This is a genomic window from Bacillus sp. NPDC094064 (assembly GCF_050279585.1).
GTDB lineage: Bacteria > Bacillota > Bacilli > Bacillales > Bacillaceae_G > Bacillus_A.
On record NZ_JBNNUI010000008.1, the window covers coordinates 198,367 to 224,338 of the forward strand.

Here is a 25,972-nt window from a genome sequence, read left to right on the forward strand (position 1 = left end):
CATTACTGATTCTATTCCATATACCATATATCACTCTATAATCCCCTTCTCAATATAGAAATATCCCTATTTCTATAAGTGGATATTTCTATATCCTGTTGCCTTTGTTACAAAAATAAAGGGTTAGGAGAGAGCTTTAGATAAGTTACTGAAATAATATACATTGCTGATTCTATTGCATATACCATATAACACTACTATAATTTCCTTTTTAATATAGAAATATCCCTGTTTCTAAATAGGGATATTTCTATATTTATTAGTGTATTTTAAAACAGGCAAATTCAATAACTACATTAAAAAGAGTCCTATTTCTAGGACTCTTTTTAATACTAATTTTTAGCTTTAACTTACATTTTATCGATAATCATTTGTCTTTTATACCATTGGTTTAATTTGCTTCTCGCCGTACTAGAGAGACGCTTTGTTTTTTTATTATAGAATCTAGAAAGAGTAGGCTGTGATATACCTATCTCTATTGATAATTCTCGCATAGTTATATTCTTCTTCATATGAATAAACTCTATTCTCTCCCTGATAAGTTGTTCATTTTCATTCGTATCTAATGGTTTTTCTACAATTTTTACTGGATGACTTTCCTCATCTATTGTATCAATTGTTTTCTTTTTCGCTAAGTTTTCCATTGAACTAATTAATTCTTTGGGTGGCAATATTACTATTCCTAACTGTGAATAATAGTTTTTAAACCAATTCTTCTTTGTCAGTTTTTCTTCTTCTAAACCATTATGATATTCCCAATGAGAAATTACTTCTTCTTTTTCTAAATCACTAAGAACATTTTCTAATTGTTCGCGGATACGATTAGGTTTTTGTTTTTGATTTATACCCATAACTGCTAACAAACCTTTATCTCCACCTATAGAATAAGGTCTTTGTAAGCTAGAAAACATTTGACGTATTCTCCATTGCCATGTCAAATATCGAATTAATCTTTTATGATATTTGTGTCTATAACTATTATATTCAAGTGCCTTTTTTGATAATAATGCTGTAGTACTATTAGATCCATATAGATATCCAGATAAGAAACTTCCCGGTTTGATTCGACACGACTCTATCCCCATGTATTCGTTTGTGTTTTTATCTCTCCATAGAACTACGGAATCTAATACAAATAGTCTTTTAATTACCTCGCGTTTTACTTCATAATGTTTACCTGTTTCAGCACGATCATTTAATACGACTACTTCGTTGTCATCATTTAGATATATAAAAATACTCGCTAGGGCCGCAATCCGCTTCGCAACTTTAATTTTATCTTCTACCCTATAATATTCGACACCATTTGCCTTAGCCTTTGAAATACTGCACATTTCTAAAACTTGTTCATATGAAAAATCAATAAATTCATCAGGCGATTTTGCTTCATTCAACCATTGAATCGTGATGGTATCTAAACAATCTGCAGTTAGATCATCCATATTACTCATTACACCATCTACTAATGTATTCCATCTTGCTGTCTCTTCAGTATTCGTTAACTTTAGATCTTCATCTTTATGAGAGGAAAGCTGTGCCACTCCATTACTATCCTTTGTTTCAATAGGATAAGATTTTAACCGTGTGTTTTCATCTTCTTCAAATTGATTTTTAGCTATTCCATCTCTTAACTTATAATAGACCGCGGAGTTATTTACTTCTAAATAATTTTCATTCAATATGTTCGCATCTGATTCACTTGTTGCTGTATGCACTTTATTACTAACTGTCTGATTTTTACGAAACTCTTGTTCAATAAAGACACCTATTGTCTCATCGATGATTAATCTGTAATCATCTATATTTCTATATATATCTAGCGGAGAAACACCTTTTCTTTGTTGTTGCTCTAGCCACTGTACAAGCATTGAAAATGACGGAGAAAGGTATTTTGAAGTCACAATTTTACTTTGATCTGCTTCAACCTCAACATAATAGGAAACCCATTTATGCCACAATTGCTCATCTTGTTTATACAATTGTTCCGTTATTGATAGTGCATCTCTAAACAATTGTAGAACGTCTTCCATATAAATTCTGCTCCTTATATACATTTATTATTGATCTGAACTTGAAAATAATTAGCTATATGATGTCCCTTTTTATAAAAGTAGAAATGAAGTCAGAATATTCTATCCTTTCATTTCACTGTTAACATGTTATGGGCTCTATTTTGCATACTTATAGCCCACTCTGTAACTGATTATACAAGACTGAATCGATTTGTAAAATCCAAATAGCAATTATACAAGTACTTATACAATAACCTATCTTTCATCTATTAGCTCTTTTTCTATTAGATTTTTAGTAATATTATTTATAAACACAAAACTATTATATATTATATATACGGATATAAGGATTTAAATGCCGCTACAAAGCATAATTTATAATATCTTATTCTTCTTAAACAAACACCATACATTTTCATAGCAAAGGAATGCAAGTATACTGATCTATACTGCATTCCTTTATTGTAATTGTATGTCCACTATATTTTTATTCTTCCTTTTCTAAAATGAAAAAACTAACATCCAAATTTCTTATTTTTCACCTCTTTCTGGATCCACTCCATTGTAATAAAAACTCTTCATTAAATGTCCAAGCTATTAGCTATCCCTCCTAAACAACAATAATTTTTAAAATAGAAGTTCCAACTGTTATAAAAAACAAAGAAAGAGTGGAAAAGCAATACACAAACGTGTAAATCACATGGAGTAAACCGATAAAAATAATGAAAATTCTGATAATTTAATCGCTAAGGGTTTTCGTTTACTCTTTCTTTGTTGTTATGAGTTTAACATTAAAAATAACATAAATCAACAAAAAAACAAAAAATTCTTATATTTTCGACATTTTATTCATCTCGCTCTAATTTCACCTTAAAAACATAGTTACAGTAGCTTTAAGATAAAGTTTAATCGAAATAATGTCATTAACCTTAATAAATGAACAAAAGAAAAGATCGTATTTAAAAAAAGATCGTGACTTTATTTCAAATCCACACACTCTCTAAAGTACCTCTTACATTTTAAAGAGAAGTGAAAGTGAAAAAATGTAAGAATTAAAATATTAATGTTACTTCGAACACCCCAAATTCATCAAAATGAAAATTTATAGCCATATCATGTCCCTTTCCATCAAAACATGAAACAAAAATGACATTATGTAACTCTTTTTACTAACTCGAAATTTTTTTCTAAAAATGCTTAAAGCTTGATATATAAGCTTTTCTACTACACCTATACAATTCGTTATGAAAATTTATAGCTATATGATGTCCCCTTTTTTCAGAAGAAACCCCCATAAACCTTTTTATATTAAGACTTTACATGTTTATAACCCTATTTTCATGTATTTATGCAACATGAAAATCCATAGCTGTATGATGTCCCCTTTTTTACCCAAACATGAAAACTATCCTAGCCACTTCATGTTCCTTTTGTAATTATAAAATTACAGATAAACCCCATTAACATCACTATTTAAAAGGGTTCATCTGTTTAATTCACAATTATAAACATGAAAATCCATAGCCATATCATGTCCCTTTTATTTTTTTGAAAATCGATATAACCGTTGATTTAATCATGTTTACAAGGTTTTTTTGCTATTTCACTTCTTTTCTAGCAATATGAAAATCCATAGCCATATCATGTCCATAAAAAAATTTCCTGGAATCCTGAAACCCCTTGATACACAAGGGATTAAAGGGCGTTTCATCTTTTTGTTTTTTCTCTTAAAGGGACGCATTTCAGCAAATTTCGATTTGGTATAATCAAAATTGGTATATTTTATAGTGTTTTGGCATTTATTTCTGAATTTATAGGTAGGAGGTGAAAAAGATGGGAAAATCATTTATTATTCGTAATCAACGTAGTCTAAATGGACAATCTACAAATGCAGTTTTAGTAACACTGAAGTCTTGGCAAAAACTTGTTGAAACTTTCGAAGAGAAATACTACAGCTATAAAGATACATACCTTGAGGATATTGTTAATCAAATGACATATGAGGAGCGTATTGCCGATGTGGATGGCTTCGTAGCACAGGCTAAACCATCTTTTTCACGTCGTACACTATCTGCTATTTCGGAAACAATGGGAAGAAAGCATAAATTATATGGCCTTACAAACGCAGATTTGGAAGTCTTCCTATATCTACATAAAAAATGTTACACGAATGGAGTCATTCCGAATGTAACAATACATATGATGTGGGAAGATTACAAACTATATAAAGAAGAATTTGCTTACATACAGCATTCTCAATTCTATATTGCATTAAAGAAATTAAGTATACATAACATTATTACGATTGAAAATGAATTAGATGGTCGATATACAATTAAATTAACTCATTTTATGAATGAAGAAACTGAAAAGGCGAATGCATATGTTTATATTAGCCCGGTGGTATTTACGAAAGCTTTCTTTGAGCTATCAGTTGCATCTAAGAAGCTATTCTTAGATATTGCTATGCAACAGCACAGTGAAACTACACTAAAACGTTCCTTAGACAAACAAGATGAAAAAGGGAATAAAACTCATTTTGGTGGGATGTACCGCTTTTTACATAAAAAATATCCACATCAAATTCGCGCAGTTATGACAGAATTAACAACTGCATTACCATGTACAGGGACTCCACTATTCAAAATTTGTAAATTACAAAAAGGGGTTAAGAATAAAAAAAGATATACGACTCTATATCTATCCTTACATACGGATTTCTTATGTGCAAAAGAAACAGGAGAAGTACAGTATCGTGATCCATTCACCCCAAAGCTTACTTATGCTCGTAAAGCTCGTTTTATCGAATCCGTACTACAAGAAATGAATATTGGTGAATTTACACAAGACATGAACAAGTTTATCCATGTACTTAAATATACATGCCATCGACAAATTCGAAGCGTAATTCATAGCTTACGTGACATGATAGATCGTAATGAAGAGTATCCAAGCAAATTAGTATATACACTGAAAAAATTATTAAATCAAACATCACAATATCAAATTCTTGATACCGCAGCTAAAGAGGGTATTTATCCTCTGATTACACAACATGTTCCAAAAGAACAAAAAGAACAAGCTGTATTTGATTTCGGATTGCATTTCTCTATGTACTCTCTCCGAAACATCAAAAAGTTGTTCCGCAAAACGTATGAATTACTAAATTACAAATTTGCTGTACCTGTTACAGAGGAATCTTATCACCGCAACTATCTAAAGTATCAAGAAGAAACGTTGTTTAGAAAGTACGCTTATGAACAAGGTACAAACTTAAACGCTTATATGGCTTTAGAAATAGAAATACGTGAACTCTTAAAGGTAAGAGGACATAAAGAACGCTCTATTCCTAGTGATGTTCGGGAATTGTTCATTGAGAAGATAGATAGATTACCGAAAGAAAAGCTTCGCGTTATTGAAGTACCAGATAACTTTAATTTAATTACATTTATGCGTGCCTTTGAACAGTTAATACGCGCTGGTATCCCAGTAACAACGGCTGAGCAAGTACTGACAGCAATGAAAACGAACTAATCATAATCAGCTCTCTATTTTTGAAAAAAATTCAAGATAGAGGGCTATTCGTGTTGATACGTTTATTTAAAAGAATTTTACTCATTCTTCACATTAAGTAACTTTACTCGATTCTATTCAAAATAGGGTCTTTTTTTATGCAATCATATACAAAAATAGTATAGTACCTATCTATATTTCCACACATACTTCCATAAAAACATGTTATAAGCTGTCTATATACATTCAAATATCTACAAGAAATCATAAGAAAAAAATTAAATTTCGTGGATAAGTAGATAAATAACACATAATGTGAATAATTTAGTGCCATTATCATTGATATAAATGGCTTATATGCCTTCATCTATCAAAAATCATCAATATAAATGTGAGTTATGTGTGAAATTAGGATTATGTTGATTAAATAACATATAATGTGAATCTTTTGTGGGTAACTACAATAAGATTGTGGAGATTCATTGAATTCATATGAAATTTTACGATCGAATAAATATGTTTAATAATGTATCAAATTGTTTCATTTTTTATGTAGGAATACTAAATTCCATTTATGATTATTTGTAGATTTTAAACCATAATAATACCTAATTTTCCATTGTTAAATTCTACTTTTTATGATTTTTTACGCTATGAAATGTTAAGAGGCTTTGTTAGAGTAAGGATATACGTACATTTGCCAGTCCTATATAAGTTTTATCTTTATATTTTTAATATATATAAGATATATATTTATATTAGATTTTATTAACTACTCTTCAATTACATTGTTACTAAAATGGCTGAAAAGATTAATTTACAATTTTTAATTTTATTTTCGAACCACTTAAAAAAAAAATCATACAATCAAAAAAAAAGAGCAGTATGTTACCAACATGTGATCCTCTTTTGATAACTGCTACCGTCAAGTGGTGGCTATCAATTATCATTTATTTTTACGAAAACCATTCTTTTTCTGCTTGTGACGGCGTAAAGAAAGGGTCGTTTTCTTGTTATTAGCACAGTTTCAAAGAATTTAAGATTTTTGTCGAACGTCATTCCTATTTTGGAATGACGTATTTTTTTAGGGACAAATTCGAAAATCCGTATCATTATCATATGTATTTAGTGTATCTAGAATTCTATATGGATGGTGAAGACATATGAGTCAATATCAAATGCTGTATAGTACACCTTATCTATATTCTTCTCGAACATTGAATCAAATGTACAAAGCTAATAAGAATGAAGAAAACATATGCGCTATACAAGAGCATATGTTACGTCACGAAGTATACCTGAACCAACAATACCGAGGTTACTATTATTTAAGTCAAAAGATTGAAGAGGAGTTATACGGCGAAGAACATGCATTGTCATGGAATGAGCTACTGGATGATTATCAACTTTATAGAGATCGTAAGGGGAATTTATCTATCAAACCGAAAGGATGAGATAAACATGACAATCATTGGAGAGCTAGGGATTGTATATGGCGTGACCGGAGCTTCAGTTTTAGGAGTAAAATTGCTGAAGAAGAAAGGGCTTTATCTTCCAGGTTGGTTGCTACGTGCAGGTCTTAAATGCTTGTTGATTGGGAGTGTTTGGTACGTTCTAATGGATATACTAGATGTGTTTCTACGTTAGTATTACATCTGGTAGTTGAAAGTGATTATAATAGCGCATCTTAAACAGCTTTTTATAGGCTTCCATACAGGCTCAACTACCTTAAGGAGGTATGGAGAGAATGTTGTCGCTTTTATTAATTCCAGCAACCTTTATAACTGTAGCTTATTTTTATCAAAGTAATGGAATGAGTGATAAGAAAAAAATTGCAACGTTTTTTGAAATTGCAAAGATATGTGTTCAACATAAAGGTGAATTACAATACCCCATTTTTATAAAAGAAATGAAAGATGATATAAGTATGAATTATGTTTACAAGTTACCACTTGGTGTACCTAGTCAACTTATCCAAAAGTTAGCTGAAGTATTAGAAGAAGGTCTATATAAACCTGTTAAAATATCGTTTCACCAAAGAGAGCTTCATATTCGAGTATTTAGCCAACAAATACCTGAAATGTGGAATTGGTCTAAGGATCTATTAAAAGAGCATACATGGAGCGTTATGGTGGGGAAAGCGTTAGATAAATATGTATATCATGACTTTGAGAAAACACCTCATATGTGTGTAAGTGGAATGACTCGTTTTGGAAAGACAGTATTCTTAAAAAATGTGATGACTAGTTTAATTTTGCAACAATCTCAACACGTTAATTTTTTTATTATCGATCTGAAAGAAGGGTTAGAATTTAGTCCTTACAAAGAGCTATCCCAAGTTGTAGAAGTAGCTGAAAATCCGAAACAGGCGTTAGAAATGTTGGCTAAAGTACGTGAGAAAATGGTCAAACAAATTGAAGTAATGAAGAAGTCCTACTTTACTAATATCATAGATACATCCATAAAAGAGCGATGTTTCATCATAGTAGATGAAGGAGCAAATCTTTGTCCTACACAAGGATTACCTAAAAAACAACGTGATGTATTATTTTTGTGCCAAGAGATGTTATCTGAAATCGCAAGAATCGGAGGTGGTTTAGGATTCCGGCTCATATTTTGTACGCAATATCCAACCTCTGATACATTGCCAAGAAAGATCAAACAAAATGCTGATGCGAAAATAGGCTTTCGATTACCAACGACGGTCGCTTCACAAGTTGCTTTGGATGAATCAGGGTTAGAGGATTTGCCTTCTCTTCCAGGAAGAGCATTGTTTAAAACAGATCGTACAGAGGAAATCCAGGTACCTTATTTAAAGGATACAGATATGTAGGAGTTGCTAAAGCAATATAAGGTGGTGAAGCAACATGAGGCATCAAACACTCAAACAGAAAGCGAGACAAATCGAGATTTTATCCACTTTGGGTAAGTTAGATTTTTTAACTAGGAGGCAACTACAAGCTATCCATTGTCTAGGGAGCATTCGAAATGCAAATCGTGTATTAAAGGATATGCCCTCGTATTTTCACATTACAAAAATGGCTCGTGAACTCGTATATTATTTAAATAAAAAGGGACGGGATTTATTAGGCATTACAAAAGAAGTAAAGAAAAGTAGCCAATTACAGCACATATTAATGCAAAACGAGAGTTGGATGTGGCTTGGATTTCCAGAATGGAAAACAGAAAGATCTATCGATTTTTCAATCAATGGTCAACGGTATGAGATTATTCCTGACGCCACGTATTTTGAGGATAATGTACCCCATTTTGTTGAAATAGATCGTATGCAACATATGAAGGCAAATGAACATAAAATACAGTTATATGGCCATATAACAGATATCTATAAAAGACAGAATGCTATTGTTCCGGTAATTAACTTTTTCACATTATCAGACTATCGGCAATCCAAATTAGAACAATATGCTACAAAACAAAATGTGTTTATGAGAACGTTCGTGATGGACCACATATTCTAGGAATCTTAAATATTGATATCCCAAAAATCATGATAATCAATGCGGTTATCAAATTTTCTTAGTGTTTTAATGATTTTAGTTGCGGATGTTAAAGTGGGAACACGATCCTTTTTATTCGCTAAATCACTTATTAATGATTTACTTAATCCAGTTTTTTGCACTAACCACTGTTGTTTAATTCCTCTACGATCTAAATAGTCACCAAATGGAGTTCTTTTTTTTCCTAGACCAAACATAAGGAATTCCTCCTAAATAAAGAATATCGTACTTATAGCTTGTACAATATTCCATAAAACTAAACCTTTGTTCATAAATATGGAATTATAATTTGAAACAAAGCATAGAATAATATAAATAAAATCAAAAAATATGGAATAATTTTGAGGAATCTAGCATTCATAGTAATAGCTACAAGTTGCTGATACACTATCCTAATGGCAACTTGTTGCAAAGTGCATTCTTACAAAATAAAAAGCTTAAATCCATTGGTACACAAGGGTTTAGGCTTTTCTTAATTCATGGAGTAAAGAAAACGAGTTTAATAAATTAAGAGATACTATATTGTTCAGTGGTCGAATATTGAAGAAATATATGTATGTAATTTCACGTACCATAATGATAATAAATAAATATTTTCTAAATGGTTATATAACGCAAGGCAATAGGTTTGTAACGAGAATAAACGTTCTGTTTTTGGAGGGTAAAACGATGTTTGATTACTCAAAATGGATAAATCAAATGATTTTTTGCCAGTTATGCATGTGTTATGAGGGGTTTAGATCCACTGAAAGTAAAATTAGCTGTCGTTGGGGATATGGATAGAAACGGGTCTATTGTGTTGGCTGCGACTCCTGAGCTGAAAAAATTAGGGATTTCTACAGCAACCAGATTATACGAAATACCAAGAGATCCAAATATAATTGTGGTAAATGTAACAATGAGAAGATATGTTGAAATCTCAGATTAGATCACAGAAAGTTACACGAAGTATGTAGCATTAGAGGATCTACACGTTTACTCAGTAGATGAGTGCTTTCTAGCCATGCAACAAACAGCTCGTCTTTTCGGACGTGATCCAATGATAATTGCTAAAAGGATCCAAAGAGAAATATATGACACAACTGGCATAACAGCATCTATTGGAATTGGACCAGATTTGTTTCTTTCAAAAATTGCTCTAGACGTGGAAATTAAACATTCAAACTCTAGGATTGCTATGTGGACATTCGAGAATGTTTCTAAAAAGTTATAGGGAATCGGAACGGCTAGTGAAGAGGTGTTGCATGGAATGGGACTATTTTCCTTGAAGGATGTTGCAAAAACACCTAAAGAGCTTCTAATAAAGCGATTTGGCAAAGTAAAAGGTGAAGAGTCATATCACTTCTCATATGGTATTGATGAGAGCTGGATTGCTAATAAATACATTCTAAAAAGCATTTCTATTACAAAAGGGCAAATATCATTAGAAGACTGTTTTATCCACAACAAATTAAAAATGCTTCTTCTAGAACAAATAGAAGAAACCTGTTTTCGCTTACGATCTTTTGCCATGATATATAATTATTATAGTAATTTTCGTATTTCTTCTGTACTGAGACCAGTGAATTTTGCAATAACTTCTAATGGCATTCCATTTTTATGCATACCACGAATTAATTGGGTTTTCCCTTGTTTAATACCTTCCTCTCGTGCATGAGCTATTTTTTTTTAGCTTGTTCATCTAGAAGTATTTTCTCACGAGCTTCATAACCGCTTCAAAAGGTATTTATTTTATAGAAGTACTTCAAATATGAAGTTTTTAATGTTTTGAAGCGATGTTTTTCATAGATATGTATCTACATCAAAAGGTGTACCTTTTGAAGCGGTGATGCGTAAAATTGTACACGTTACAAATAGTTGCAGTTTTAGTGAAAGTATTGAAAAATGCATCTTGTTTATTCAAAATAGGAAAGAACACTCCCACTTCAAAAAAACACAGAATTGTTAGGTGGTGAGTAGTTCGATTGTATCTTTAATAGGGAAATGAAAATTGGGGGAGAAAAATATTAATATTTTATAGTTTATGCTTTTTTCAAACTTTGCAACAGAACCACCCAGCGCATAATAGTTGTTGGATGAACTAAAACACCACATTCTTTCAAAATTTCAGAGACATCGCGATAACTTAAAGAAAAACGACAATAGTAGCCAACGGCTACCAAAATAATATCTTTTTTGAATTGCTTCCCTTTAAAATATCTCATTTATGATTCCCCTCACTCTGTTTTGCAAAAGTTTAGCTTAGTTTTAAACACTTTGCAATAGAACCGCAATTTAAATCAAAAACGAATAAGTTATATATGATAGATTTAAAAAATAGAAATAATGATTAAAACTAAATTTTTCAAAAAAGTAATTTATAGTGTCGAGAAGAAACTAGATAAAAAATTTATAAACAGAAGGGAAGAGGAAGGTATGCAAAAAGATCTTATAAAAGATGGATTATTAACTGGTAGTTGCCCAGAAAAATATGAAAATGGAGTGGATTATCACATTTTTCAAGGAGAAACATCAATTTATCTCAAATCTAAAGAAAATGTTACTCATAAGGAATTTGGAACTTTAATGTGCACAATCAATGCTGATCGATATCGTGGAAAACGATTACGTTTAACTGCTGTTATAAAAACAGAAGATGTAAAGGAGCGGGCTGGATTATGGATGGGGATTACGGGGGGGAATGCAGAACTGCTTGCTATGGATAATATGAAAAATCGTCCAATAAAACATACGGAAAATTGGAAGCCTCATTCTATCATATTGGATGTAGAAGAAAACGCGGTTGAGATTGCCACTGGTATTTTATTGTTTGGAGAAGGTTGTATATGGGTTACTCATTTACAGTTGGAAGAACTAGATAAAAAGATGCCTTTAGTAAATTTGAAAACAAATGATTGTGAATGTTTACCTATAGAACCCATAAACTTGCAATTTGAAGAGTTAGAGGAGCAAGAAAAGAAAGAATAATAGATATTTATTAATTCATTCATTCATGATATGGGAGAAAACAATGTTATGAATTAATGAATTTTTGAGGGGGGTTCTATTGAAAAAAGATGGTTAATTTTTAATGGTGATCCATATATTGAAGAAGAATAGATTATGTATTAGGGGCTTTCTTTTTTTTTACCAGGTTTATTAAAATTGGTAAGTGTTAAGGTGCAGTATTATAGTTAGAAATCCAAAAGGTTAAATAATTCTATTTAAAGTCTATAGTGTTACGCAGAAATTCATCTTAATTTACATAGCACTATAGACTCTTCTCATGAGGTATCATCTATGACTCAAAAAAGTATCACTTATAAAAGTTGATTTATCTCTTAGCGTACGGAATTCGTGTTTTGTTGGTGCTACGCCAATTACATGTAAGCCTGTTATCCCTTTGTATTTAAAGACTTTATCATTTCTAATACAATTGTATTCTGTAAGCTGCTATTTCATTGTGTAAGCGAAAATAAGAAGCCGTTTTTGTGAATACATTTTTAAAAATGCTGAAAAGGGAATGAGAGATCCCATTAAATCTCTCATTTCTCTTTCGTTAAATAATATTTTTGTATAAATGTAGATATTGATTTGAAATAAAGTTTAACTGTTTATAACAAAGTCGTACCGTTTAAAACAAAGTTTAACCGTTTTGAAAAAAGTTTGATTAAAATACAACCTTTATTTCAAAAATACAACTGAAAAAGTCTATTTCACAATAAAAAGAAGCTGATTACCTACTGTTTGTAGATGACCAGCTTCTTATAGCCACAATGCAAATAAATTCATATTTTAATTTGATGTTAATTATATTAATTGTTTTAATTTAATAAAAACACCGAGTCCCAATCTGGTCTCTCTGTTTGAATTGTACTAAGTAGAGATAAGACAATTCCAGTCGTGCCTTCTAATAGACCTACTTTTGTTACATAGCGTATTTGGTTATTTTCATGTATACAATCGTAGTATCCTAGGGGAGCGGTTGAATCATATAAGGAAATTACCTCTTCCACAAGTTCATCTCTTAACTTTTTTAATTCTTTAACTCCTGTATCTACCCACATACATTGTGTCATGTATAAGAGACCTGCAATACCATGACAGAACGTAGGAGAGTCAAGCAATCTTGTACTAGATGGTCTTTTAAAAGTTGCTATATAAGATTCTATAGCTTTTTCTTTCCAATGGTCTTTACCTAAAGCATCTGCTGCTAACCATAAAGAGCGAGCAACACCCGGTGACCCGTAACACCATCCATCTCTATGTGTCGATTTACCTTTTAATACTCCATTTACATGTTCTTCCCAACTAATACAATTTGGCCAATAAACTCCATACTCATCATATGCAGTCCACTTTAATAACCATTTAGCAATATTTTCTATAGCTTGTACTTGACCAGGAACTTCAATCCCCTTTTTTTGGGTTAAAGAAAGTAATGCTAAAACTCCAGGTATACCATGTGATAATCCACAATTAAAATTTCCTTGAGGGTAACTAAATTTATCAGAATCTAATAATAGCTTATCCACAGGTATATACCATCCAGGAACATATTGTCCATTTATATACTTATGCTCACTAACTTTAACTAGATATTCTAAAACTTCTAACAATGCTTGTTTTATCTTAGGATTCTCTTGAAACTCTAACAGATACCTTCCAATACCACTCCACCCTTGAATGGCATCATAATTTTTCATTGATACCCCATCATTAATTTGAGCAAATGATTCCTCTAACAGATTCGAATAATTATTTAGGAAAAAGGTATGCAAGGTATTTATCATATTTTGATATCTGGTGCCACCTTTAGATAACCCATTTGCCCCCATTATAATGCCAGATATTCCTCCCCATAGCGAAAGACTTGTGATTGTGTCTTCATTAAGCGATTTTTGAATAGCCTTCATATATTCGTGGCCTGTAATATCCCAGTTCATTTCTGGAAAACTTCTATCTAGCTCACCCATTAATAAGCAAATTCCAGGATAGCCATGTGAGAGGCTTAGATCTTGCCAAGGCAATAACTCATGATTTTCTACTCTAACAATATTTTTTTTATCTAATCCATGTTCTTTTGATTTTTTAGGATCTTGTAATAATCTAGATAATGCTAAAGTTAATGTAGAAATCTTATATGATAAATTCTCATCTTCAATAGGCTTCCAATTATTCTTAAGAGTTGTTTTTTTCATTTATTTGCTCCTTTTAATGATTAGATACTAAATTTTCTTCTTTAGCGAAATTTGACATCTGAAGTCTATATAACTTCGCATATTGTCCATCTAATTTCATCAATTCATGATGAGTACCTGATTCTACAATTCTTCCATTATCCATTACGATAATTTTATCTGCAAAAGATACAGAGGAAAAACGATGGGATATGAAAATTCCTATTTTATTTTCGACTAGTTTTCTGAATTTATCAAACACTTCTATTTCAGCTTCAGGATCTAAAAAAGAACTAGGCTCATCCAGAATATATACATCTGCGTTTCTCATAAAAGCCCTAGCCACAGCAACTCTTTGCCATTGCCCTCCCGACAGTTGATGTCCATCTTTGAATAACTTACCAAGTTGTGTATCTAGTTTAGATGGTAATTGGTTTACTAAATCTTTTATACCTGCTCTCTCAGCTGCCTTTAAAACCTCATCTGAATTGTTCACATTCATAAGATTTCCAAATCCAATGTTTTCTCTAACAGACATTTCGTAATGAACAAAATCTTGAAATACGACCCCTATTTTTTGTAAAAACTGATCTTCTGGATAAGATACTATTGATTTCCCATTAATTAGAATATCTCCCTGATAATCTTGATAAAGCTGAGCCATTAATTTAACTAGCGTTGACTTACCAGAGCCATTTTTACCGACAATAGCTACAGTTTCTCCCCTATTAAGTTCTAAGTCAATTGTATCTAGAGCTAGCTTCTTACTGTTTGGGTAACAGAAACTTAAATTTCTTAGCCTTATTTGTTCTATACTATCCAAGGAGTTGTTTTCTATTATTTCTTTACTGTGTAAGCTTCTTGCCAATTTATCGCTGGAATCGAGACTTAGAAAAGTAAATAACTGTTGCATATATAAGTTATTTTGACAAAATGACAAGATATATTGTACTGCACCTTGAGCATTTGCCTGTGTCATCATAACAGCCTGTATCATACCCACTAGTTGACCTATATTGATTTGTTTTGTATACGTATCATGCAAGATTAAAAATATAACATACGCTACTACTACTTGATTCAATAATTTAAAGAAAAAAGAAATGTTAGTTCTACGTCTAACAAGAGATTTATTTTCTTGATAGAACAAATTAAATAGTTCTCTATATCTTGTTAAAAGATATTGACCTAATTTATAAATTTTAATTTCTTTAAAGCTACTATCTTTAGTAACAAGAAATGTTAAATACCAAGACTGTCTATATTTAGGCGCTCTATTATACTGTAATTGGTATTCTTGTTTTCCAATACGTAATAATGAAATAAACGATGTAATCGGAACAACAATTAATAATATAGTTGTTGTCCATCTCCAAGAAAGGAGAATAGATGCTGTTGAAAAAAGCATAATAACGCCACTAATTATTGAGAGTATTTCCATGAAAATTTGATAAGGTCTATAATTAGCTTCGCTTTGGGATCTTTTTAGCTGATCCTGAACATCAGCATTTTCAAATTCCGTCAGAGATAAGTTAATGGTCTTTTCCATAATTAAAATATTCACTCTGTTAGATAATAGGCTTTCAAACAATTTATGGAAGTAATTTTTTATCAACGAGATAACTTCATTCATAAAACCTATACTTATTAACAACAAAAAGTAGAATATTACATCGTCAAAACTATTGGTTGCTTGAGCCTTTATTACACTATTCACTATATTTTGGGTACATATAAGAATTATTGCTGGAGTAATTCCCTGTAAGCCAGTAGTGATTAATATAATGAGTAAATAAAATTTTTGCGTCCCCCAAAGTAGGCCAAATACTTGAGGCCAAAAACGAAAAGAACGCCAGACATTTAAGATGCTTAAGGTTTCTAATGATTCCTTATCTACTTTGCTCATTTATTGTTTTCTCCTTAGATATCTTAAGTTATGGAGTGTGTGCCTTGCTAAAGCCATAATTTTCTTTTCTTTTTCTCTATTTACACCAATTAGACGGTTCAGGCTCATATGAATTACACTTCCCACTATGTCATCATAATCATTCGTTAACTTCCCTTTACTTTTTTCCTCTTCGATTTCTCTCGAATATTTCTCAAGATAATAGTTTCTTTTTAAAAATAAATTATAAATTGTTAAACCATTAGGTTCTTCTCTTAAACTTTTCCATTCTTCATGTGAATTAGCTACTTTAAGGAGAATACTCCTTTTTTCTCGAAATTCTACTAGATATTCCTTATAATTTAAGCTGTCGTTTAGCCAGTTTAATGTTTTCTCAAAAGTGAACCCTAGGCCTTCAAATATACTTATAACATTAATAACTCCCAATACTTCTTCATCTAAATCAATTTTTTTCCAACGTTTTAATTCGATTAAATTCGAAATTAAGGAACTATCTGCAAAAAAGAGATTTTCAGCTTCTAAAATTAACTTATCTCCTCCATACCTTTCAATCTCAGGGTCATAAGTATCAATGGTTAGGTTAGATAACATGCCTTCTTCTCTTAATTGTTGCGACCATTTATAAAAAGCAATTAAACCTTTTGTTTGTATAAGATGAGGGTCACCCTTGAATCGAATTCTTAAATGATGCTTAGGATCTGCATACCTTATAAAAAACCATGAATCCAACCATCCTTCTTTCTGAGCAGAATGAACAAATTCCTTCAGGGATTTACTAATAAACTCTTCTTGCCGTTGACCCATTCCATACAATTTCACATAGAGCCATTCACTCCCTGGGAATTTTAATCTTTCATCCCCAATAATGGTTTTATTTATATCTTCTCTAGGAGCATCTATCACATTAGATAAGCGTTCATTATGCTTTTTTACTAACGGAAAAACACATTCAACAAGATATGTCCCCTGTTCACTAGTTACCCAGCTGTCCAAAATATCATCATCTACTTCTATCAAACGAAGGCTTTGACCACTAGTCAGTTTCGTATAATCTTTCCTGATAATTTCCAAATGAAGAGGATTATCTAAATCTAGCAGCAATCTATTATCTCCAACTGTAAGAAAAACATACTTAGAGACTTTCCATTTATCTCTCCATATGTTTATTAAATTATTCCATTTATGAGTTTCATTAATGTCCTGTTTATCAAATGTATCCTGATTAATTTTCCATTCAGCAGGAGAGATTATTATATTTCCTGATTTAATTCTCGGTAGTACAGGTAAATCCCCTAAATTTCCCCAATCAAAAGACATCCATCTCTTTCTTCCCTCTAATCCTATCTCAGCTAAGAAACGACAAACATTTGGTGCAGTAAGGTAGTTAAGCATATGATTATTTGTCGGGATAATTTTTTTATTTAAGGATTTAGATTTTAAATAAAAGCTATCAAAAGTAGCGCCGACTACTATATCAGACAAAGGTATTGTATGATTTGCCCCCTTAGATGAATTTGTTCCAATAACTATCTCATAGGGACGAATATTCTCGGTTAACGCAACATTAGAATTTCTACCAGCTGGAGGCAAATACACTATTTCAGCAAAAATTGCGTCTTCTTCAATTTCTTGTTCCAAATTATGAATAGAATTCATTTTTTCAGTTACTTCAGTATCAAAGAGATCAATAAATCTCCCAAATGTCTTTCCAGCGCCTTCAGATCCAGGATTAGGGCTTAATATCATTTTATAATCGCCTTTATTTAGCGCATCTTTACTTCTGGAAAGAATAGAGAAGTATAATTCCATGGAAAGAGGAGCCTTTTCATCATCTACTTCATTATCTTCAATATCTTTTAGCCTATTATGATCAATCTCAATTTCCATTTCCCCTTTATTAACCGCTTCCATAATCCATTTATTTAAAAATTTTTCCCGATTTTTTTGAAAATCTGAAATTGGCTCATTGTAACTATAAGGGCTCTTAGGATATTTATAAGTCGCAGGTGCTCCTAATCCAATATCTTCATCTAGCAAATCAAGTATATGAACCTCTCTGTACGGTCCATATTTTTCTAAAAATTCATTTCGATATTGACTCAAATGACTAAATCCGATAACCGGAGGAGATAGATTCCAAAGTAATTCTGCTGCTTTTTCAACATTTTCTTTAATCTCATATGTTAAAGTATTGTTTTTTTCTTTAATTACTAAATCGACTTGTAATGGGTTCTTAACTTGAACAATACTGTTCATTTTATGATTTATTAACTTTAATAAGTTTTCACCCGTACCAATAGATAACGCGTTATATTGCTCTATGTATTCTTTAATCTCAACTAATTCAGTTGTAAAATTGGAATTCTTATCCACCCTTAAAAGTATGTTTAGAACATGATTAAAAGGATTCGTACACATGAACGGTGGGCGAAGCTCACTTATTAAAAATTCTTCGTTCAATAACTGTTTTACAAATTTGTATATTATAGCTTTGCTAGTATCAGGATATAAGTTACTTACTTCTTTAATTAAATCTTTAAATACTAATCTTTCTTTAGCAATTTCAAGTACTTGTTTTACCACAGGAGTATAACTAATCGAATGATAATTGATAACGAAAGCGTTTTCTTGGGTTAACTGTTGACCATAACCTGTGTGATAAGGTATTTTTAAACGATTTCCATTTTTGTAAGCTGAAGTATTTGTCGTTATATAAAGATCATCCATTATTTCTTCTGACTTTTCTAAAACCTCAACCAATTTTAATAACCATTCCATGTCTGCTCTAGCACGTTTTTTAAACTGATTAACCCCTTCTAAGGATATGTTCCCTAAGTTATGAAACTTACCATGTGATACACCTGAAAAAATACCATAAGGAGTTGGCCTTGTAGTCATTCTATTTAAATAACGTGAAAATGAGTCAATCGTTTGTCTTTTCTTTTTGTTATTAGTGCTCAAATTAATATTGTCTAATGAACTATGTAAAGCGTTACTTGCTACAGCTATTGTTTCTCGAATAACTGGATTACTTGAAAGTTCTTGTAAATTTTCTATTCCCATTTCATATTGCTCTATATCTTGCTTTCCTACTAAATCAAAACATTCTTTATAAACTTCAATAGGCAATAGAGGCGTTCTAATCATAAAAAAATCTAATGCACAAAAAATTGATGATTTTGTAGTTAAACTCGTATTTTTTAAATCATCTTCCTTAGTGATCATCTATCTCACTCCTCCTACTTGTAATTAGTTTTATCTAATTATCAAAATAAACAAAAACCCTTCTCATTATAAACACTTATGCAAATGAATGTATAGTATTTCTTGTAAATTGATACATTATTTATCAATTATACCAAAATAACTCAAAAATTTTTCGAATAGAATAATAGCCTTTGAAGTGTTTTTTGTTTTCTTTGTATATATAACCTTTGAAGTGTTTTTGTTTTCTTTATGTAGATATTTTTCTCTAGAACGAAATAAAATTTAAATTTTACTAACATAACATAAAAATAGAATAAATTAATAAATATACCATACATTTACATTTTTTCAAGTTTTTTATATTTTTTCTTTTTTTTGTAAAAAAACTATATACAAACTCAAATTTTTTATGTATATTTTTTTGTGAGGTGCATTTCAAAAAATAATCACAGTCGAGAATGGAGAATTTAAAATGGAAAATAACAAATTATTCGATTTAGATGTTCAAGTTAGCTCAAACTTAGAAGAACAAGGTGGAGTAGAACCACGTAGTGGAATTATTTGTACTCCAGGTACTTGTCAAACACTTTGCCGAATTACAGAAAATTGGTGCTCTTTAAAGTGTAGTTAATTAAAAGATTAATAATCTTAAGAACAAGCTCTTTTTCGGCCAAAAAAGAGCTTGTTCTTTTACCTCATATACTAAATAAGGTAAAATTCGTTTGTGTATAAAGCTGCGTGTATGTTTATAAAAGATAAATTTTTCAATATACACCACTTTCTATAGCTAACAATTAACTTTAACTATGTTCCTACACGTTATTATGCCAAATGAAAGTAAACACGAAGTAAATAAAAACTTATATTTACTTAACTAATTAAATTGAATAGAAATCTGTATTAAGGTACTTATTAAAAAATAAGTGCTTTTTTTGTTTGTTCGATATAATATCAGTAGGATATATTATTATTTTTAGGAAAGAAGGGGCATTATGAATTATTCCTTACTATTAGTTGACGATGAAAAAGGTCTATTAGATGTACTAGAGTTAGCACTAAGAAAGGATGGTTTTCAAAATATACATACAGCTACAACTGGGGTAAAAGCTCTAAATAAAATTAAAGAGCACTCTTTCGATCTTATTATTTTAGACATTATGCTACCTGATATAGACGGTTTAGAAGTATGTAGACAAATGAGAACTCTAATAAATGCACCTATTATATTTCTAACTGCTAAAGGAACTGACATGGATAAGATTATGGGATTAACTATTGGAGGCGACGATTACATAACAAAGCCTTTTAATTCTTTAGAAGTAATTGCACGAGTAAAAGCAAACTTAAGAAGACAAGAGTTTATAGCAAATAAACCAAAAAACTCTGAAGAAAAAAGATTTAACCTAAACAATAATGTTCAAGTATTGGAAGAATCCGGTCAAATTCTTGTTGGTAAAACCCATATTGAATGTCCTGCTAAAGAATTTGAGCTCCTAATTTTTTTATGTAACCATCCTAATCGTATATTTAGCGTTCGACAATTATATCAACAAGTTTGGGGGGATTTTTACATTGGTGATGAAAAAACAGTGGTGATTCATATTTCTAGATTGAGAAAGAAGATAGAAGCAGATCCTAAAAAGCCCTCTATCTTAGTAAATGTGCGGGGATTGGGTTATAAATTAATATTAAAAAATGAGGAGCAACAGAATTGAAAATACTTTTTCGTTTTATTTTTCACTTCACTAGGGTCCTTGGTTTATTAGCATTCTTTATGCTATTTATCTATATTATATTAGCTCAACTACTAACTAACTTTGTTATATCGACGCCTTATTTTCATATTTATGCTGCTATAATATTTGGTATTGCATTCGTCATATTTGCAGGTTTATATAGTTGGTATGTAATACAGCCTATGTTTTACTTAATTTCCTGGATTAAGGGTCTATCTCAAGGGAATCTAGAAAGACCCTACAAAAAAACTTATATGCCTTACTTAAAAAAAGTCATGCCTAAATGGTTGAGAAAGACAACTCCATACTTTGAAGAGTTGGAAAGTCATGTGGAAAAACTAGCCCATACTTTAGAGCAGAACCAAAAGTTGCAACAGCAATTAGATCAATCTAAAAAAGAATGGTTATCCGGTGTATCTCATGATTTAAAGACCCCACTTTCCTATCTTAAAGCTTATTCTAGTTTATTATTATCATCTGATTACAAATGGTCAGAGGAAGAAAAGTCGAATTCATTAAAAATAATTTATGAAAAATCTCTCCATATAGAATCACTTATTGATGATATGAATCTTTTATTTCAATCTGAGAATGGAGATTTAATTGTTTCATTAAAGGATGTTGATATCATAGATTTCATTGAAAATATTGTAATTGATATGGCCAACAGCCCCCTTGCAGAAGGTTATAATCTAAGCTTTGAAACAAACATTTATTCTTTACATATGAAAATAGACAAGAAACTTATGAATAGAGCATTATCTAACCTTATACTAAATGCACTCGTTCATAATCCTCCAGGGACAAACATATCAATTCGTATTTCTTACAATGAGCACCTTAATATATACATAAAAGATAATGGAATCGGGATGGATGAAGATACTTTAGAACATTTATTTGAAAAGTATTATAGAAATTCTAAATTCAATCGTTCCCATAGCAGTGGTTTAGGAATGAGTATTGCTCAATCTTTCATCGTTTCTCAGCAAGGTAAAATTAGCGTCAAAAGTAAAATTAATGAAGGTACATTAATCAAAATTAGTTTACAGGATACTAATAATTGATTATTAGTATCCTCAGAGTATTTGGGAATTTTTTAGAGTTTCCAACACTCATTGAAAATTGAATTTTCAATGAGTGAAAAACACGAAAAAATGATAGAAATAAGAAAAATAGTCCTCAACCTGACAAAAAAAGGTCAGGTTGAGGACTATTTTTTTCATATTATGGTGAGGTAAGTCTGTATTTGGACAGAATTTATTCCTCGGAAACGAGCGTATCGATAGCTATGTAGCTCTTTAGCATCCGTAAAACTCAGTTAAATGGTAGAACAGCATACTTTATATCGTTTTCCTTAAACTTGTTAGCTTATTTTTCTTGCTATATCTTTATATTCTTCCCCAATATGATGGTAACGGAAAAACCGCACAGTCTAGTCTGCTGAATTAGGCTTATATTGGCGCTACCCTATTAACATAAATATATTCTTGTTCAGACACAAAATAAACAGGATACCAATAATTAATTATTAGTATCCTGTTCGTTTTGTGTTTACCTTATGTTTACTTAAGTTTAGTAGAATATAAGCGAGGTGAAAAATTAATGAATGAATATGTAATTAAAACAAGAAACTTAACAAAAAAGCATGGAAAAATAAATTCAGTTAACAACTTAAACTTAGAGGTACCTGAAGGAAGTATATACGGATTTTTAGGACCTAATGGAGCAGGTAAAACAACCACTATTAAGATGCTACTGGGTTTAATTAAACCTTCTAATGGCAAAATAGAAATTTTTAATAGCGATTTATTAAAGAATAGATCCTCTATTTTATCTAAAGTTGGATCTCTAGTTGAATCTCCTTCATACTATGGACACTTAAGTGGATACAAAAATCTTGAAGTAATAGCTACTATGTTAGACATAAAAAAAAGCAGAATTGATGAAGTGCTGAAATTAGTACGCTTAACTAAGGAAGCACAGAAACCTGTCAAACATTATTCCCTGGGTATGAAACAGCGATTAGGTATTGCCTCTGCATTAATAGGTGAACCACAGTTGCTAATATTAGATGAACCAACTAATGGTCTAGATCCTTCAGGAATACAGGAAATAAGAGAATTAATTATTGAAATGCCTAAGCGGTTTGGTATTACAGTGATGGTTTCTAGTCATTTACTAAGTGAAATTAACGCCATGGCTACACATGTTGGGATTATAAATGAAGGCAATTTAGTTTTTCAGAATAAATTAGAAGTTTTACAAGATAAAAATAAATCTCAACTTTATCTTGAAGTCGGTAACCCTGAATTAGCTTATGCACAATTAAAAAATCAAGGCTGGGAAGTAGATAACAAATCTAATGGCCTTCTTGTAAACTCCATTAGCCGTAAAGATATCGCCAAAATTGTTGAATCTTTGGTATTGGAGAAGAATCTTATTTATAAAGTTAACGAGCAAAAAAGATCATTAGAAGATATCTTTCTAAACTTAACCGGAAAGGGGCAAAGTTTATGATATCTCACCTTTTATTAGCAGATTGGCTAAAATTAAAGAAGATACCTGTATTAGGTACTATTTTAATTGGAAGTATGGGCTTAAGTATAGTAGTATCTGTTCAATCGTATTTTTGGAGCGATAAAGTAAGTGAATCAAAAGGCATTTTCATAGTTGCCATTTTAAATTTATTTCTCCATTTTACTCTGATGGTTATAGCCACTCTTTTATCGTCAATTATTGCAGGAAATGAGCACGATTCTAATAGCTGGAAAAAAATATTTTCACTTCCAATTTCTAAAATCCAGATTTTTTTTAGCAAAACCATATTAGTAATTTCTTTATTAGCTATTACAAGCCTTTTAATACTGTTAGGTTCTATTTTAATCTGGTCAGCCTTTGCAGGCTTTGATCAAATAATTTGGACTTTACTCTTGAAACAAATAGCTTTTTCGTTTTTAGCTTCTCTACCTACTATTGCTATTCAATTATGGTTGTCGCTAAGCATTAAAAATCAAGCCATACCTATTTTAATTGGGGTAATTGGAGCAGTTTTAAGTTTATTCTTAGCACGTTCTTCTTCAGTTATGCTTAATTTCTTACCTTGGTCATATCCTCCATTATCCACTCCATTATTACCCTATTCTATAAATTGGGTTTGGAAAGGATTATTGTTGGGAGTATTAATTTTCATTTTAGGAGCAGTAAAGTTTTCTAAACAAGAAGCTCATTAAGAAAAAGGGAGTCAATAAATGTTTAAACGCAGCCTAAATTCAGAAAAAATAAAAATTCAATGGTATTTTTTCTTTCTATTAATCATTTGTGAAACATTAATGAATAGCTTTATTTCTTTTATTGCCTTGGGTCAAGACTTTTCATTAAATTGGAATAGTTATTATACTTATGCAGCCAATTTCCATTCGATGTTTTTCTTTCCTTTGTTAGCTGGTTTGTTCACGACCTTGTTATATCGTTATGAACATAATAATAATAGTTGGAAAAATATTTTGACCGCAACTATACCTAAACATTATATTTATTTATCGAAAATAATATGGATTTTTTTATTTTTAGTGATTACTCAATTGTTCTTCTTTCTAAGTTATTTTATTGTTGGTCAAATTTTAGGAGTAGAAGGATCGTTACCGTTATTTTCCATATTTAAAAGTTTAGTTGGGGGTATTATAGCTATTATTCCTTTGTTGGCATTACAATCCTGGATTTCTATATATATTAGAAACTTTGGTGCCTCCTTAGTAATTGTACTTGGATTGATAATTCCTAATTTATTATTAACAGGAATGCACTCTAACTTAGGTAGCTGGTTTCCTTCTACAATACCTTTTTATACTATGATGCCACAGGGCACACAATTTTCTCCTAGAGTAGATTTATTTAGCCTTTATATAATTGTTGCTATAACTTCAACCATTTATATATTAGGTGGCTCACTTTCTTTTCGGAAAAGAGAATGGTAACAACCTATCTTTTATTAAAAGGAGTAATAAAAAATGGTGACTAAGAATGTTATAGAAACATATAATTTATCAAAAAAGTATGATAAAAAAATTATTATTGATCAAATAAATCTTCAAGTTCCCCAAGGAAGTATTTTTGGATTACTAGGTCCAAATGGTGCAGGAAAAACTACTCTCATAAAGATGTTATTAGGTCTTTCTACTCCTAGCAGTGGGGAAATTAAATTATTTGGAGAATCCATACAAAAAAATAAGATACCTTTATTAGGTAAGATAGGAGCATTTATCGACACTCCTAGTGCTTTTGAACATTTGAATGGTGTGGAAAATTTAAAGTATATTTGTAAATTAAGAGGAATTTCATATAAGCAAATAGACAAATCTTTGAAATCTGTGGGATTAAAAGACGTAGGTAAAAGTAAAGTTAAACATTATTCTTTAGGAATGAAACAAAGACTTGGTATTGCTACTGCACTTTTAGACTCCCCTTCTCTACTTGTGTTAGATGAACCAACTAACGGTTTAGATCCTAATGGCATTTTAGAAATAAGAAATTTAATTCAACGATTACAAAATACTGGTCATACAGTTTTTATTTCTAGTCACCAACTTTCAGAGATAGAGCAAATTGCAACACATATTGCTATTATAGAATCAGGTAATTTGCGTTTTCAAGGAACAATGAACGAACTAATGAGGAATAACTCTACAATTATTTCTATACATTCTGATGACACAGGAGAGTGTATTCACCTTTTAAAATCCATGTCTTATCAAGTGTCAATTAACAAGCATCTGATAGAGGTACGGGGATCAGAATCCGATATACCCATAATTACAAATTTAATGTTATCTAACAGAGTATCTTTAAAAGGTATAAATATTCGACAGCAAACACTAGAAACATCATACTTTAGTAAGTTGAAAAATATTAACTAAAG

Annotated in this window: 17 protein-coding genes and 5 pseudogenes; 14 read left to right on the plus strand and 8 right to left on the minus strand. The window is 30.9% G+C overall.

All coding sequences use genetic code 11. The annotated features are described in order from the left end of the window. Positions 1–350: 350 nt before the first annotated feature. Positions 351–2,030, minus strand: coding sequence for a helix-turn-helix domain-containing protein (locus tag ACQKNI_RS19180; RefSeq protein WP_088233010.1), 1,680 nt, complete (start codon positions 2,028–2,030; stop codon positions 351–353). 1,815 nt (positions 2,031–3,845) lie between these two features. On the opposite strand from ACQKNI_RS19180, the gene ACQKNI_RS19185 reads away from it, so the two are divergent. The 5 genes and pseudogenes from ACQKNI_RS19185 (at position 3,846) to ACQKNI_RS19205 (ending at position 9,007) form a co-directional block, all read left to right on the plus strand. Further along, positions 3,846–5,546, plus strand: a complete 1,701-nt coding sequence (locus tag ACQKNI_RS19185; protein ID WP_088233008.1) for a hypothetical protein — start codon at positions 3,846–3,848, stop codon at positions 5,544–5,546. 1,142 nt (positions 5,547–6,688) lie between these two features. After that, complete coding sequence (locus tag ACQKNI_RS19190) at positions 6,689–6,979, plus strand: hypothetical protein (protein ID WP_170933801.1); 291 nt, start codon at positions 6,689–6,691, stop codon at positions 6,977–6,979. Between the two features lie 7 nt (positions 6,980–6,986). Then, positions 6,987–7,172: a hypothetical protein gene (locus tag ACQKNI_RS19195; RefSeq protein WP_070146758.1), complete on the plus strand. Its 186-nt coding sequence runs from the start codon at positions 6,987–6,989 to the stop codon at positions 7,170–7,172. Positions 7,173–7,272: 100 nt separating this feature from the next. Beyond that, a pseudogene (locus tag ACQKNI_RS19200) lies at positions 7,273–8,454 on the plus strand (FtsK/SpoIIIE domain-containing protein). Next, on the plus strand, positions 8,393–9,007 hold the full coding sequence (locus ACQKNI_RS19205; RefSeq protein WP_088233006.1) for a replication-relaxation family protein: 615 nt from the start codon (positions 8,393–8,395) through the stop codon (positions 9,005–9,007). Before ACQKNI_RS19200 ends, ACQKNI_RS19205 begins: the two are co-directional and overlap by 62 nt. A gap of 5 nt (positions 9,008–9,012) precedes the next feature. Here ACQKNI_RS19205 and ACQKNI_RS19210 read toward each other — a convergent pair whose 3' ends face one another. Beyond that, entirely contained in the window at positions 9,013–9,243 is a 231-nt protein-coding gene (locus ACQKNI_RS19210; RefSeq protein WP_000467332.1) for a helix-turn-helix domain-containing protein, read from the minus strand. A gap of 472 nt (positions 9,244–9,715) precedes the next feature. Here ACQKNI_RS19210 and ACQKNI_RS19215 point away from each other — a divergent pair. After that, positions 9,716–10,550 (plus strand): annotated as a pseudogene (locus tag ACQKNI_RS19215) (damage repair protein); the annotation flags it as partial. A 20-nt stretch (positions 10,551–10,570) separates the two neighbouring features. On the opposite strand, the pseudogene ACQKNI_RS19220 reads toward ACQKNI_RS19215, so the two are convergent. After that, positions 10,571–10,761: pseudogene (locus tag ACQKNI_RS19220) on the minus strand (Rpn family recombination-promoting nuclease/putative transposase); the annotation flags it as partial. 336 nt (positions 10,762–11,097) lie between these two features. Then, positions 11,098–11,250 (minus strand): annotated as a pseudogene (locus ACQKNI_RS19225) (IS6 family transposase); the annotation flags it as partial. Between the two features lie 211 nt (positions 11,251–11,461). Here ACQKNI_RS19225 and ACQKNI_RS19230 point away from each other — a divergent pair. Further along, the gene (locus ACQKNI_RS19230; RefSeq protein ID WP_088233005.1) at positions 11,462–12,013 is read left to right on the plus strand and encodes an AraC family transcriptional regulator; all 552 of its coding nucleotides are present in this window, start codon (positions 11,462–11,464) and stop codon (positions 12,011–12,013) included. Positions 12,014–12,849: 836 nt separating this feature from the next. Here the strand turns inward: ACQKNI_RS19230 and ACQKNI_RS19235 are convergent. Genes ACQKNI_RS19235 through ACQKNI_RS19245 form a run of 3 tightly spaced genes read right to left on the minus strand, consistent with a single transcriptional unit; the run spans position 12,850 to position 19,336 of the window. Beyond that, entirely contained in the window at positions 12,850–14,226 is a 1,377-nt protein-coding gene (locus ACQKNI_RS19235) for a lanthionine synthetase C family protein (protein WP_088233004.1), read from the minus strand. Positions 14,227–14,239: 13 nt separating this feature from the next. Further along, positions 14,240–16,111 carry an ABC transporter ATP-binding protein gene (locus ACQKNI_RS19240; protein ID WP_088233003.1) on the minus strand — a complete coding sequence of 624 codons (1,872 nt, stop codon included), beginning with the start codon at positions 16,109–16,111 and terminating at the stop codon, positions 14,240–14,242. Next, a complete protein-coding gene (locus ACQKNI_RS19245; protein ID WP_427282652.1) occupies positions 16,112–19,336 on the minus strand; it encodes a lantibiotic dehydratase in 3,225 nt (1,074 codons plus the stop codon). It lies immediately after the preceding gene. 454 nt (positions 19,337–19,790) lie between these two features. Here ACQKNI_RS19245 and ACQKNI_RS19250 point away from each other — a divergent pair, with 454 nt between their 5' ends. The 3 genes from ACQKNI_RS19250 to ACQKNI_RS19260 all read left to right on the plus strand — a co-directional run bounded on the left by ACQKNI_RS19250 (position 19,791) and on the right by ACQKNI_RS19260 (position 22,121). Next, complete coding sequence (locus ACQKNI_RS19250; RefSeq protein WP_088233001.1) at positions 19,791–19,949, plus strand: gallidermin family lantibiotic; 159 nt, start codon at positions 19,791–19,793, stop codon at positions 19,947–19,949. A 358-nt stretch (positions 19,950–20,307) separates the two neighbouring features. Beyond that, complete coding sequence (locus ACQKNI_RS19255; protein ID WP_140417514.1) at positions 20,308–21,033, plus strand: response regulator transcription factor; 726 nt, start codon at positions 20,308–20,310, stop codon at positions 21,031–21,033. Further along, a complete protein-coding gene (locus ACQKNI_RS19260; RefSeq protein ID WP_088232999.1) occupies positions 21,030–22,121 on the plus strand; it encodes a sensor histidine kinase in 1,092 nt (363 codons plus the stop codon). Before ACQKNI_RS19255 ends, ACQKNI_RS19260 begins: the two co-directional genes overlap by 4 nt. Positions 22,122–22,187: 66 nt before the next feature. On the opposite strand, the pseudogene ACQKNI_RS19265 reads toward ACQKNI_RS19260, so the two are convergent. Continuing rightward, a pseudogene (locus tag ACQKNI_RS19265) lies at positions 22,188–22,468 on the minus strand (hypothetical protein); the annotation flags it as partial. 191 nt (positions 22,469–22,659) lie between these two features. Between ACQKNI_RS19265 and ACQKNI_RS19270 the strand changes: the two are divergent. From ACQKNI_RS19270 to ACQKNI_RS19285, 4 genes are read left to right on the plus strand one after another with little or no spacing between them, the layout of a single operon-like run. Next, a complete protein-coding gene (locus tag ACQKNI_RS19270; RefSeq protein ID WP_088232998.1) occupies positions 22,660–23,574 on the plus strand; it encodes an ABC transporter ATP-binding protein in 915 nt (304 codons plus the stop codon). Further along, on the plus strand, positions 23,571–24,287 hold the full coding sequence (locus ACQKNI_RS19275; RefSeq protein WP_088232997.1) for an ABC transporter permease: 717 nt from the start codon (positions 23,571–23,573) through the stop codon (positions 24,285–24,287). The genes ACQKNI_RS19270 and ACQKNI_RS19275 overlap by 4 nt, the downstream gene beginning before the upstream one ends. An 18-nt stretch (positions 24,288–24,305) precedes the next feature. Continuing rightward, positions 24,306–25,031: an ABC transporter permease gene (locus tag ACQKNI_RS19280; protein ID WP_088232996.1), complete on the plus strand. Its 726-nt coding sequence runs from the start codon at positions 24,306–24,308 to the stop codon at positions 25,029–25,031. A gap of 33 nt (positions 25,032–25,064) precedes the next feature. Then, positions 25,065–25,970, plus strand: coding sequence for an ABC transporter ATP-binding protein (locus ACQKNI_RS19285; RefSeq protein WP_098253266.1), 906 nt, complete (start codon positions 25,065–25,067; stop codon positions 25,968–25,970). The last annotated feature ends 2 nt before the right edge of the window (positions 25,971–25,972 follow it).

Coding starts and splice junctions, on each gene's coding strand:
- ACQKNI_RS19190 (WP_170933801.1), top strand. CDS start 6,689: ATGAGTCAATATCAAATGCTGTATAGTACACCTTATCTATATTCTTCT.
- ACQKNI_RS19240 (WP_088233003.1), bottom strand. CDS start 16,111: ATGAGCAAAGTAGATAAGGAATCATTAGAAACCTTAAGCATCTTAAAT.
- ACQKNI_RS19230 (WP_088233005.1), top strand. CDS start 11,462: ATGCAAAAAGATCTTATAAAAGATGGATTATTAACTGGTAGTTGCCCA.
- ACQKNI_RS19250 (WP_088233001.1), top strand. CDS start 19,791: ATGGAAAATAACAAATTATTCGATTTAGATGTTCAAGTTAGCTCAAAC.
- ACQKNI_RS19235 (WP_088233004.1), bottom strand. CDS start 14,226: ATGAAAAAAACAACTCTTAAGAATAATTGGAAGCCTATTGAAGATGAG.
- ACQKNI_RS19205 (WP_088233006.1), top strand. CDS start 8,393: ATGAGGCATCAAACACTCAAACAGAAAGCGAGACAAATCGAGATTTTA.
- ACQKNI_RS19210 (WP_000467332.1), bottom strand. CDS start 9,243: ATGTTTGGTCTAGGAAAAAAAAGAACTCCATTTGGTGACTATTTAGAT.
- ACQKNI_RS19270 (WP_088232998.1), top strand. CDS start 22,660: ATGAATGAATATGTAATTAAAACAAGAAACTTAACAAAAAAGCATGGA.
- ACQKNI_RS19275 (WP_088232997.1), top strand. CDS start 23,571: ATGATATCTCACCTTTTATTAGCAGATTGGCTAAAATTAAAGAAGATA.
- ACQKNI_RS19245 (WP_427282652.1), bottom strand. CDS start 19,336: ATGATCACTAAGGAAGATGATTTAAAAAATACGAGTTTAACTACAAAA.
- ACQKNI_RS19285 (WP_098253266.1), top strand. CDS start 25,065: ATGGTGACTAAGAATGTTATAGAAACATATAATTTATCAAAAAAGTAT.
- ACQKNI_RS19180 (WP_088233010.1), bottom strand. CDS start 2,030: ATGGAAGACGTTCTACAATTGTTTAGAGATGCACTATCAATAACGGAA.
- ACQKNI_RS19280 (WP_088232996.1), top strand. CDS start 24,306: ATGTTTAAACGCAGCCTAAATTCAGAAAAAATAAAAATTCAATGGTAT.
- ACQKNI_RS19185 (WP_088233008.1), top strand. CDS start 3,846: ATGGGAAAATCATTTATTATTCGTAATCAACGTAGTCTAAATGGACAA.
- ACQKNI_RS19195 (WP_070146758.1), top strand. CDS start 6,987: ATGACAATCATTGGAGAGCTAGGGATTGTATATGGCGTGACCGGAGCT.